This window comes from Streptomyces sp. NBC_01471, assembly GCF_041438865.1.
Lineage (GTDB): Bacteria > Actinomycetota > Actinomycetes > Streptomycetales > Streptomycetaceae > Streptomyces.
Window position 1 is genome coordinate 285,135 of sequence record NZ_CP109450.1, and the last position, 11,684, is coordinate 296,818.

Below are 11,684 nucleotides of genomic sequence, written 5' to 3' on the forward strand. Positions count from 1 at the left end.
TCGCCGCCGTTACGGCCGTGATGCGGTGACCGCCGGGGGCCGTCCGGTCCGCCGCCCGGAAATCCTGGGGCTGCGGACCTATGACGCTGCGTCCCCGGGGCAAGGCGGCGTGCCGGTCACGTGAGGCCGATCCGCGCGGTGCGCCGGCCGGTGGATGTGGAATTCCGGCTCGGCGGGGTCGTAACTGTGGACACCACGGATGCTCCGACCGGCGGTTTTCTGGATTCTTGGTCCAGGTGGCGCGCCGATCGCCGGCCGACCCGCGTACGTCACGGCGCTGACGTAAGGAGAACGCCGGACTCCGCGGACCAGGACGGTTCACAGAAAGGCACCAGCACATGACGGCCATCCAGGATGAACTGTCGAAGATGGCCTCAACGGAGTTCCCGTTGACGAGGGAACGCACCTATCTGGATGCCGCTTGCATCGGTGTGGCTTCGCAACGCACCGTGGATGCCGTCACCCATTTCACCGAGCGGACACAGTGGATTCCGGCGGATTCGGGCACGGCCCACCACGGCGAGCTGAATACGGCGCGGGACGCGGCCCGTCCCCGCGCGGCACGCCTCATCGGCGCACAGCCGCAGGACATCGCACTCGTCGAGAGCGCCACCCACGGTCTGTCGATCGCCGCCCAGGCGTTACCGCTCAAGCCCGGGGACACCGTCGCCCTCGCCGACCTCGAATACATCCAGATGGGCGTCACCTGGTCGCAGTTGGCGCGGAGCGGCATCGGCATCCGCAGGGTCCCGCACACCGCGGGAGAGGTCTCGGTCGACGTCCTGCGGGCCTGTCTCGACGATGACGTGGCGGTTCTCGCGCTGAGTTCCGTGCAGTGGACGAACGGATTCCGCGCGGACCTCGCCGCCGTGTCCGAGCTGTGCCGCAGCCGTGGAATCTGGCTCGTGGTCGATGCCGCCCAGCACATCGGTGCCCTCCCGTTCGACGTGTCTGCGACACCCGTGGACATCCTGGTGTGCAGCGGACACAAGTGGCTCAACTCCCCCTTCGGTACGGGGTTCCTCTATCTGGCACCCGAGATCCGTGAGCGACTGCACCGCCCGATGTCCGGCTTCTTCGCGGCCGAGCCGCCCGCCGACACCTGGGGCATGGCCTTCCTGCGTCCCGACATCAGTCCTTTCCAGGACTTCACGTACACCGGCGACGCGCGGGCCTGGGAGATCGGCGGCACCTCGAACTACCCCGGAGGCATCGCGCTGGCCTCCGCCCTCGACCTGGTGATCGAAGTCGGGCCTCCCGTGATGGCCGACCACATCTTCGCGCTCACCGACCACCTGCTCGCCGGGCTGGACCGCCTGGGGCTCGTCGTCGTCACACCGCGCCGTCGGCGGCACCGCTCCGGCATCGTCACATTCACCCTGGGCACGAGCACGGCGGACACCGCCCTGATGAACTACCTCGGCGGGGCCGGTGTCGCGGTGAGCGTGCGGTACACGGCCGGGGTCGGCGGCATCAGGGTCTCCTGCCACTGGTTCAACTCGCCGGCCGACGTCGGCCTGCTCCTCGACGTGGTGGGTCACTTCACACGCTCCTGACGACAGAAGAACAGGGGCGCGGGCGTGCGATGTCCGCGCCGTGATCACACGGCGCCCCCGCGGGGCACGCACCGGGCGACGCACCCACCGGGGCGGGCAGGGTCAGGAAGCTGTCAGGACGAGCGCCGCGTTGTGGCCGCCGAACCCCATCGAAGTACTGACGGCGACGTCGATCGGGGCGCTGCGCGGCGCGCCGCTCACCACGTCGATCTCGACTTCCGGGTCGAGCCGCGTGAGGTTGGCGGTGGGCGGCACGCTGTGGTGTTCGACGGCGAGCGCGGTGTAGGCGGCTTCGATCGCGCCGCACGCACCCAGCGTATGACCGATGACTCCCTTGGTGGATGTCACGAGGGGCCGGTCGCCCAGCACGCGGCGCAACATCCGGCCCTCGGCTACGTCGTTGAGCACCGTGGCCGTTCCATGGGCGTTGACGTGGTCGACGTCCGACGGCCCGAGTCCGGCGTCCGCCAGAGCGACTCGCAGCGCCCGCTCGATGCCGTGGCCGCCCGGATCCGGCGCGGTGGGGTGGTGGGCGTCCGATGCGCTGCCGTATCCGCGCAGCACGGCGTGGACCCTGGCGCCGCGGGCCCTGGCGTCCGCGGTCCGCTCGAGGACCAGCACGCCCGCGCCCTCGGCGGCCACGAATCCGTCCCGGCCCGCGTCGAAGGGCCTGGAGGCCCGGCCGGGTTCGTCCGTACGCCCGGACAGCGCGCCCATCTTGCTGAGCGCAGCGACGACAAGGGGTGTCAGCGCGGACTCGGTGCCGCCGGCGACGACCACGTCGCAGGCGCCCGACCGGAGGAGCTCGCGTGCGGTACCCAGCGCCGTGCCGCCCGCGGCGCACGCGGCGGCACTGACCTCGCTGGGCCCCTTCGCCCCGATGTCGATCGCGACGTGCCCGGCGACCATGTTCACCATGAACATAGGGATCGTGAGCGGGGAGACCTTGCGGGGGCCCCGCTCGAGCAGCGTGGTGTGCTGGCGTTCCAGGGACTCCATCCCGCCGAGTGAGTTGCCGAGCACGACCCCCACACGGGTGCCGTCCCACCGCGCCGGGTCCCAGCCCGCGTCCGCCAGGGCCTGGCGCGAGGCGACGATCGCCAACTGCGCGAACCGGTCGAATCCCCACGCGGAGAAGCCCCCGAGGAGGGCTTCGGCGTCAAAACCCGGTACACGGCAGGTGACACGGATCGGGAGCTCTCGCAGCGTCTCGTCCGCCGTCGCACACGAGAGGCCCGATGTGACGCGGTCCCAGTTCTCCTTGATCCCGATGCCGGCCGGGGTCACCAGGCCGAGCCCGGTGATCGCCGCCCCGAAAGACGTCTTCTGCCCGGCCATCAGAGTGTGGCCTCCCGTGTCTCGACGAGCTCGGCGGCGTCGTGCAGGGTCATCGAGACGGTCAACTCGCCGTCCTCGATGGCGACCCCGAACTCGTCCTCCAGGGCGAGTCCCAGCTCGATGAGGGTCAGGGAGTCGAATCTGAGCGCCCCGAAAGCCGATTCCGGGCGGATCGCTCCCCGCTCGACCTTGAACCTGGTGGACAGCACCGCGGCCATCCGCTCTTCAGTGGCATTCATGCCGTCGCTCCTGACGTGTGAGGCGCGTTGCCCGGGGCCCGCTCCGACCGTGCCCCGTACCTGTCCCGTACCGATTGCGGATCATTCCCACGGGTGGGACCTGAGCAGGTCCCTGTTCCGGAGGATCTTCCCGCTCCTGTTGCGGGGCAGAGCCGCCGTCCTGAAGATGACCTTCGGAACCTTGAAAGGGCTCAGGTTCCGCTGACACCAGCGGATCAGTTCGCCGGACGGCGGAAGCCCTTCGCCGCCGACGTACGCCTCGATCGCACCGCTGTGGACGACGACCGCCTCCTGAATCGCCGGATGCCCCCGCAACACCCCTTCGATCTCGGCCAGATCGACCTTCATACCCCCCACCGTGGCGACGGAGTCGAGGCGCCCGAGGATCGCGAGCGCTCCCGTCGACTCGTCCAGCGCGCACCGGTCGTAGGTCCGCAGCCAGCCGTCCGTGTAGCGGTCGGCGTCGCCGTGCAGGTACGGCGAGCGGTCGACCCGGATGTAGAGTTCCGACTCCACGGATTTGAGTTCCACCGTGTCGCCGGCCGGGTAACCGACCCACGGTGCACGGCTCTTGGACCCGGTCAGGTCACCGGTCACCATGCCCGTCTCCGTCATCCCGTAGATCTGCCCGACGGGCACTCCGTATCTCTTCAGGAAGCGGTCGTAGGCGGCCTCGGGGAGCGGTTCACCGGCCGACATGGTGACCCGCAGCGACGGCAGGGGCCGGCCCGAGGCACGCGACAACAGGTCGAAGTGGAACGGGATTCCGAAGACGGCGTGCACATCAGCCTCCCGGCCGGTCTCCAGAACCGCGCCGATGCGGGTGCTGGCCGGCAGCACCAGTTCCGCGCCGGAGCTGAGCGCGTACAGGAACCCTCCGATGAGCCCTACCGTGTGCACGAGCGAGTTCAGCAGGAGGATGCGTTCCCCCCGGCCGGGCATGCCGTCCAGGGACGCGTAGCGCACGAGTTCGTCCCGCAGTGACCTGCCGGTGCGCCCGATGACCTTGGGCACACCCGTGGACCCGGAACTGAACTGCACCAGGCAGATGTCCTTGTCCGCGGGACGGCCACCGGGCCGGGTGGAGACCACGAGAGGGCTCTCCTCCACGAGCCCCGTACCGCCGCTCTCCGGGGCCACCGCGGCGACCAGGAACTGTGGCTCGCACAGCGCGACGAGACGCTCCCGCTCGGCAGGTGGGGTGCGCGCGTCGATCAGGATCGTCTGCGCGCCGACGGACCACAGGCCGACCAGGGTCTGCATCAGGGTGAACCCGGGCGGCACGTACACGGCGACGGATGCCCCCAAACCGATGCCCTCGCTGCGGAAGAGGTCCGCCAACTCCCCTGCCCCGGAACGTAGTCCGTCGCGGGTGAGACGCCCACGGAGTCTGGCCAGCGGGGCGTCCGCGGGCTCCCGGTCCAGAAGTTCCTCGCCCCACCATGCTCGGGTGGCCATCGCTCACTCCTCCTCGACTTCGGATTGCCGACCGGTTCGTGCCGGACCGTTTCCGGCGTGCACGACGAGCGCTTCCTCGTTCACGCGGCCGTGGGCGCCTCCATGTCGGCCGGGAAGTTCTCGGCCAGATAGAGGTGAATGTCCCTGACCGAGGCGAATCCCTCAAGAACGGCCTGCTCCGGGTCGAGTTCGATGCCGTGGCGTTCCTCCAGGAGGTGCTGGAGGAGGACGAGCGAGAAGGAGTCCAGGGCCAGGGGGGTTTCGTAGCCCACCTCTCCGGAGGCCTGCATGGACAGGGCTTCCGTCACGATCCTCTGAAGGTCGCTCTTCCTGATCACGGTAGGGATTCCTCTCGCCACAGCACGGAGGCGTGCCTGTGGGGGTCATGGGACGTCGGTCGTGGGTACTGCTCGCTGTTGTACGCACCGGCCGCCGCGCGGCTCCGGTTGCCTGTCACGGCCCGGTGGCGGCCCTGGGCTCAGGCCCTCGGTCCGGCCCGGATGACCTCGCGCCGCGTCTGCTCCGCGACCAGGTCCGCCAGCCTGTCGAGTCCGGTCCCGATCTCCGCGGGTGTCAGCAGGCTGCACGAAAGGCGCAGTTGGTGGTCGCCCGCGCCGCTCTCCGCGTAGAAGTGCGCCATCGGGGTCCACAGCACCCGGTGTACGCGCGCGGAGCGTTCGAGCATCTCGTCGTCGGCGCGGAACGGCACGGAGAGCACGACGAAGAATCCGCCGGTCGGCACGTTCCAGCGGACTTCTGCGCCCTGGCCGGCCGGGAAGCGGTTCCGCAAGCCGTCACACACGAGGTCCACGTTGCGCCGGTAGGACGCTCTGACCTCCGCGTTGGCCTCGAAGAGGCTGAAGTCGTGCTCCAGGAGCTGCCCCGCGACGAGTGCCTGGCTGATCGGCGAGGTGTTGACGGTCACCATACTTTTGATCTTCGCCAGTTCGTCGGCCAGGTACCCGGTGGTCCGCCCCCGCACGGTCACCCGCTGGTCGGCCACGGCGAAGCCGACCCGCACGCCGGGCGACGCCGTCTTCGCGAACGATCCGAGGTAGACGACGCGAGCCCCCTCGTCGAGCGCCTTGAGCGTGGGCAGCCGGTCGCCGCGCCCCGTGAAGTGGCCGTAGGGGTTGTCCTCCAGGAGCAGCAGGTCCTCCCGCGCCGCCACCTCGATGAGCCGGCGCCGGGTCGTGATGTCGAGACAGATCCCGGTGGGATTGGAGAAATCCGGTACCAGGTACAGGCAGCGGGGCCGCAGCCCTTCGCGGCGCGTCGCGCGCAGTCGCTCCTGCAGGTCGTCGATGTCGATCCCACGGTCTCCCGAGGCCACCGGCACCACCGGCATGCCGACCAGCCTCGCGGCGCCGGTAAAACCCGCGTAGGTCGGTGACACGGCGAGCGCCACGTCCCGCCCGTCCCGGCGCAGCGCGCGCAGGACCAGCAGCATCGCCTCCTGGGCACCGACGGTGACGACGATGGACTCCGGGTCGACCGCGATGCCCTCGTCGACCGCCAGGTGGCGTGCGACCAGGTCGTGCACGATGCCCTTGGTACGCCCGTACTGGAACAGGGTGCGGACGATCTGCTTGTCGTCGCAGTCCCGTTCCGATGCCAGGAACGCGCAGTACCGCCGCAGATAGCGGTCGAGATCACCGATGCGGAAGAACTCTTCCGAAGGGCGGCCCGCGGCGAAGGACACCGCGTCCGGGTAGCGGTCGGCCACCTCGTTCAGGAAGGTGACCGAGTCCATCAACGGGTCACCCACCGCCGCGTTCAGATCCGACAACTCCATGCCGCCCACTCTGCGGCCGGCCTGCGGGGCGCGGCTATCGGTGATCTCCACCGTTACGTCACCTGCCGGCAGGAGCGGCGGGGTCCGGGCAGGCCTCCCGGACTGGTGGGGAGCAGGTGGGGCGGGACCCGGCGCACACCGACAGTGCGTATCAGAGGGTGCGCAGCAGTATCGCCGGCTGCTCGACGCAGTCGGCCACGTAGCGCAGGAAGCCGCCGGCGACGCCGCCGTCGCAGACCCGGTGGTCGAACGTCAGGGACAGCTGGACGACCTGGCGTACCGCCAGTTCGCCGTGGTGCACCCATGGTTTGGGCACGATCCGGCCGACGCCGAGCATGGCGGCCTCGGGGTGGTTGATGATCGGGGTGGAACCGTCGATGCCGAAGACGCCGTAGTTGTTGAGTGTGAACGTGCCGCCGGTCACCTCGGCGGGCGTCAGCGCCCCCTGCCCGGCCCGGTCGGTGAGGCGCGCGAACTCCTGCGTCAGCGATTCGGCGGAGCGGGTGTGCGCGTCGCGCACGACCGGCACGACCAGGCCCCGGCCGGTCTGTGCGGCGAAGCCGAGGTGCACGGCGGGCAGCCGCACGATCTCCCGGGCTCCGGCGTCCACCGTGGCGTTCAGCTCGGGGAACCGGCCGAGCGCCGCCGTGCAGAGGCGGGCGAGCAGCGCGAGTACGGAGATCTTCGAGCCACCCGCCGCGTTCATCACGGCGCGGGCCGCCATCAGCTCCGTCGCGTCCGCGTCCACCCAGCAGGTCGCCTCGGGAATCTCCCGGCGGCTGCGGGCCATCTTCTCCGCGACCGCACCCCGCATACCCTTGAGCGGCACCCGCTCCCCCTCCTCCGCAGCCGCCGCGGTGGGGGCATCCGGCACCCGCGCGGCGGGCTGCGTGTCCGGGGCCTTCTGCGTCACCTGCCCGATCGCCCGCTCCACGTCCGTCCGCAGGATCAGCCCCCGGCGTCCCGACCCGGCCAGCTGCCGCAGATCGAGACCGTGCCGCCTCGCCAGCCGCCGCACCAACGGCGACACCACTGGCACCGGCGCGGTCGCATCGGCCAAGCTCCGTGCGCCCACGCCCTCAACGAGAGCGCCCTCAACGAGAACACCGTCCCCGGAAGCGCCGTCTCCGAGAGCGCCGTCCAGTGGGGCGCCGTGGGCCTGCAAGCCGTCGGGGGCCACCCGGCGGCGGCGTGCGGCGGGCGCCCCCGTGCCGTAACCGACCAGCACATTGCCCGAGGTATCACTCCCACCCGCCCCGGTTGAAGGACCGGACGGACCGGACGGGCCTGACGAGCCGAACGCCGTTTCCTCCGGCGGCATCGTGCCGGACACCGGCGCCGTGCCGTCGCCACCGACCGCGACCGTCATCAGCGGCGCCCCGACCGGCAGTTCACTGCCCTCCTCACCGAAGCGCGCCGTCACCACCCCGCCATACGGACAGGGCACCTCCACCCGCGCCTTCGCCGTCTCCACCTCCACCACCGGCTGATCCACCACGACGACATCTCCGACCGCCACCAGCCAGCCCACGATCTCCGCCCCGGTCAGCCCCTCGCCAAGATCGGGCAGCCTGAACTCGAGCACCTGGGCCATCAGCTCTCCGCCTCCCACTGAAGCCGCGCGACCGCGTCCAGTACCCGGTCCACCCCGGGAAGATGGTGCCGCTCCAGCATCGGCGGTGGATACGGAATATCGAACCCCGCCACCCGCAGCACCGGCGCCTCCAGGTGGTGGAAGCACCGCTCGCTCACCCGCGCCGCGATCTCCCCTCCAGGCCCACCGAAACCCGCCGCCTCGTGCACCACCACCGCACGCCCCGTGCGCTTCACCGACCGCACCACCGTCTCGTCGTCGAAGGGCACCAGCGACCTGAGGTCCACCACCTCCAGGTCCCAGCCCTCGTCGCGCGCCGCCTCCGCCGCCTCCAGACACACCGGCACGCTCGGCCCGTACGTGATCAGCGTGGCGCTGGAACCAGAACGCCGCACCAGCGCCCTGCCGATCGGCCCCACGACCGCCGGTGTCTCCGGCGACCACCGCGCCTTCGACCAGTAGAGCCGCTTCGGTTCCAGGAACACCACCGGGTCGTCCGAGGCGATCGCAGCCCGCAGCAGCCCGTAGGCATCCTCCACGGTCGCCGGGGTGACGACGTGCAGTCCCGGCGTGGCCATGTAGTAGGCCTCCGACGAGTCGCTGTGGTGCTCGACGCCGCCGATCCCGCCGCCGTAGGGGATGCGTACGGTCAGCGGCATCCGCATCGCACCGCCCGTACGGTTGCGCATCTTGGCCACGTGGCTCACCAGCTGCTCGAACGACGGGTACGCAAAGGCGTCGAACTGCATCTCGACCACCGGCCGCAGGCCGTACATGGCCATGCCGACCGCTGCGCCGAGGATGCCGGCCTCCGCGAGCGGGGTGTCCGTGCACCGGTCGTCGCCGAACTCCTTCGCCAGGCCGTCCGTGATGCGGAAGACGCCGCCGAGCGTGCCGACGTCCTCCCCCAGCACATGGACCGAGGGGTCCTCGGCCATCGCGTCGCGCAGGGCGCGCTGCAACGCCTGTGCCATCGTGGCCGGCTTCTCCGCCCGCGCGGCCGGCAGCGCCGCGACCGTGGTCACCGGGCGTCACCCCGTCCCGGCGCCGCGGCCGCGTCCGCCGACGCGTCCAGTTCCGCCCGCAGGCCCCGTGCCTGCTCCTCCAACTGGCCCGTACGTTCCGCGTACACGTGCCCGAAGAGCTCCATCGGGTCCGGCACCGGATCCGCGCTCATCCGCTCCCGCAGGCGCGCCGCCATCTCCTCCGCCTCTCCCGCGACACGAGCCGCCGCCTCGTCGTCCAGCAGGCCCCGGTCCCGCAGCGCGCCCTCCAGCAGGTTCACCGGGTCGTACGCGCGCCATGCGGCCACCTCGTCGTCCTCGCGGTACCGCGTCGCGTCATCCGCGTTCGTATGCGCCTCCACGCGGTACGTGACGGCCTCGACGAGCGTCGGTCCCCCGCCGCTCCGCGCCCGCTCCACCGCCCCGGCGAGGACCGTGTGGACAGCCGCCACGTCATTGCCGTCGACCAGCCGGCCCGGCATGCCGTACCCGACGGCCTTGTGCGCCAGCGTCGGAGCCACGCTCTGCTTCGCCAGCGGCACGGAGATCGCGAAACCGTTGTTCTGGACGAGGAAGACCACGGGCGCCCGCCACACGGCCGCGAAGTTCATGGCCTCGTGGAAATCGCCCTCGCTCGTGCCGCCGTCACCGACGAGGGCGAGCGCCACCACGTCGTCGCCCTTGAGGCGGGCAGCGTGCGCGAGACCCACAGCATGTGGCAACTGCGTCGCGAGCGGCGTGGACAACGGCGCGACACGGTGCCGGTACGGGTCGTAACCCGTGTGCCGGTCACCGCGCAGCAAGGTCAGGGCCTCCACCGGGTCCACACCACGGGCGACCACGGCCAGCGAATCGCGGTAGCTGGGGAACAGCCAGTCCCGCTCGGCCAGGACGGCCGCAGCCGCCACCTCGCACGCCTCCTGACCGGTGCTCGACGGATACACCGCCAGCCGGCCCTGCCGCGCAAGCGCCGTGGCCTGCGTGTTGAATCTGCGGCCCCGTACCAGCCCGCCGTAGAGCCGCAGCAACAACACGGGATCGGCGGCGGCCTCGGCCGGAGTACCGAACACGCGAAACGGCCGCTCCTCAGGGAGCAGCGTCGCTGCGGCGGGACTTCCCCGCCGGTAGGGCGGTACGGGCCGGCCGGCCGGGGCGGGACCGATGCGCGACGGGGCCCTGCTGTTCTTCACGCGTGCGCCTCCTCTGCGCTGACTGGTTAACGGAGCACGATGCGAGAGAGGAACCAGTGGGACCGGATGCGCCGGTGCCCGCGACCGCGGGCCGTCGGCCGGCGACGGTGTCAGGCCGGCCCGGGCGCGACACACCGCAGCTGACCGCAGCCTGCGGTGCGGGCGGTACGCACACCGCAGGAAGTGCGGCGGTTGGCAGCGTCGGCGTCGATCCCCACCCCGGCGTACCTCAGGCTCCGGCCGGGTCTCGGCGCGACCGGTTGATCCAGGTTCGTTCCAGATTGGCGATGAGGTCGGGGCTGTACATGCGGACGGCCTGCTCGATCGCGTACGCGGCCATGTACTGGCGGAAGACGTCCACCGGCTCCTCACCGATCGCCAGCATCCGTTTGTTCGCCGCGACCGCCGGGTTGTCCAGGTGCGCCGCCGCCCGCTCCACCGCCGCGTCCAGCTCCCGCGCCGGCACCACCTGGTCGCACAGCGCAGACGTCTCCGGATCCCCGGCCCGCAGCCGTCGGCCCCAGAAGATCATCTGCCTGCTCGGCCGGCTGCCCATCGCATGGACCAGCCGCAGATTGGCGGCCCCGGGCACCAGCCCCTCGTCCATCGCGGGCAGGCTGAACCACGCGTCCTCGGCGGTCACCACCCGGTCGAGCGCCAGCAGAATCTGCGTGCCGCCGCCGATCGCGAACGAATCCACCGCCCCCACCCACGGCTTGACCACCCGCGAAGGCAGCCCTTCCGGTCCGTCCTCCCCGCGGTGCAGCCCGTGGACGAACTTCGCCAGGTAGCCGACTTCGCGCCGCAGCATGAAGCCCACGAGGGAGATCTTTCCCTGGAACAGGTGGGTCAGGTTGATGCCCGCGCTGAACACCCGCCGGCCCCGGTAGGCGGGGTGCGACATCACCCCTCCCCGCAGGACGCCCACCCGGCTGCCCTCGTCCAGCAGCACCAGGTCCGTCGCCGTCTCCAGAGCTTCGACGAGGGCGTCGTCCTCCGCGTTCAGGTACGCGTCATTGCGCACCTCCACCTGGGCGATCCCCTCCCTCCGGGTCACCGAGACGGCCCCCAGGTCCGCACGGCCGGTGGCACGGAACGCGGGCAGCGCCGCCAGTGACCGCCGTGTCGGCCGCAGCATCGAACGCAACAGGTGCGGCCCAGCGACAGCCGAGCCGAACAGGGCGTGGAAGAGGAGACCCTGGTCGATCTCCCACCCCTCCTTCTCCCACTGCGGCAACCGTGCCTCCGCCGCCAGGCGCTCGGGGCCCGGCACGAGCCCCGGACAGCGCTCGGCGGCGAGAACGGCGATCTCCTCCACGCGCAACGACCGGGTGAATCCCTCGGTCAGATCCTCGTAGAGCCGCTCGGCATGGCGGCCCAGGAATCTCCGGCGCAGCAGACGGGCCCGCTCGTGCAGGGCCTCGGCGCGCCGTCCCGGGCCCTGCGACCGCTTCGCCTTCGGCGGCAGCGCGTCCACCGCCCTCACAAGCTCCGTGAGACAACGGGACAC

Annotated in this window: 10 protein-coding genes; 1 reads left to right on the top strand and 9 read right to left on the bottom strand. The window is 71.1% G+C overall.

The features are described 5' to 3' along the window. Positions 1-338 precede the first annotated feature (338 nt). Entirely contained in the window at positions 339-1,556 is a 1,218-nt protein-coding gene (locus tag OG285_RS01260) for an aminotransferase class V-fold PLP-dependent enzyme (protein ID WP_371789869.1), read from the top strand. A 102-nt stretch (positions 1,557-1,658) separates the two neighbouring features. Here OG285_RS01260 and OG285_RS01265 read toward each other — a convergent pair whose 3' ends face one another. The 9 genes from OG285_RS01265 to OG285_RS01305 form a co-directional block, all read right to left on the bottom strand. After that, on the bottom strand, positions 1,659-2,894 hold the full coding sequence (locus tag OG285_RS01265; RefSeq protein WP_371789870.1) for a beta-ketoacyl synthase: 1,236 nt from the start codon (positions 2,892-2,894) through the stop codon (positions 1,659-1,661). Continuing rightward, positions 2,894-3,133 carry an acyl carrier protein gene (locus OG285_RS01270; protein WP_356836408.1) on the bottom strand — a complete coding sequence of 80 codons (240 nt, stop codon included), beginning with the start codon at positions 3,131-3,133 and terminating at the stop codon, positions 2,894-2,896. Before OG285_RS01270 ends, OG285_RS01265 begins: the two co-directional genes overlap by 1 nt. A gap of 81 nt (positions 3,134-3,214) precedes the next feature. Beyond that, positions 3,215-4,591, bottom strand: a complete 1,377-nt coding sequence (locus tag OG285_RS01275; RefSeq protein WP_371789871.1) for a class I adenylate-forming enzyme family protein — start codon at positions 4,589-4,591, stop codon at positions 3,215-3,217. Positions 4,592-4,671: 80 nt separating this feature from the next. After that, positions 4,672-4,929 carry a hypothetical protein gene (locus tag OG285_RS01280; RefSeq protein ID WP_356836412.1) on the bottom strand — a complete coding sequence of 86 codons (258 nt, stop codon included), beginning with the start codon at positions 4,927-4,929 and terminating at the stop codon, positions 4,672-4,674. Positions 4,930-5,069: 140 nt separating this feature from the next. Next, positions 5,070-6,437 carry a PLP-dependent aminotransferase family protein gene (locus OG285_RS01285; protein WP_371789872.1) on the bottom strand — a complete coding sequence of 456 codons (1,368 nt, stop codon included), beginning with the start codon at positions 6,435-6,437 and terminating at the stop codon, positions 5,070-5,072. A 100-nt stretch (positions 6,438-6,537) separates the two neighbouring features. Continuing rightward, on the bottom strand, positions 6,538-7,980 hold the full coding sequence (locus OG285_RS01290) for a dihydrolipoamide acetyltransferase family protein (protein WP_371789873.1): 1,443 nt from the start codon (positions 7,978-7,980) through the stop codon (positions 6,538-6,540). Beyond that, complete coding sequence (locus OG285_RS01295) at positions 7,980-8,954, bottom strand: alpha-ketoacid dehydrogenase subunit beta (RefSeq protein WP_356836467.1); 975 nt, start codon at positions 8,952-8,954, stop codon at positions 7,980-7,982. The genes OG285_RS01290 and OG285_RS01295 overlap by 1 nt, the downstream gene beginning before the upstream one ends. Before the next feature lie 47 nt (positions 8,955-9,001). After that, positions 9,002-10,174, bottom strand: a complete 1,173-nt coding sequence (gene pdhA, locus OG285_RS01300; protein WP_371789874.1) for a pyruvate dehydrogenase (acetyl-transferring) E1 component subunit alpha — start codon at positions 10,172-10,174, stop codon at positions 9,002-9,004. Between the two features lie 229 nt (positions 10,175-10,403). Further along, a complete protein-coding gene (locus OG285_RS01305; protein ID WP_356836416.1) occupies positions 10,404-11,651 on the bottom strand; it encodes an enoyl-CoA hydratase/isomerase family protein in 1,248 nt (415 codons plus the stop codon). Positions 11,652-11,684: the final 33 nt, after the last annotated feature.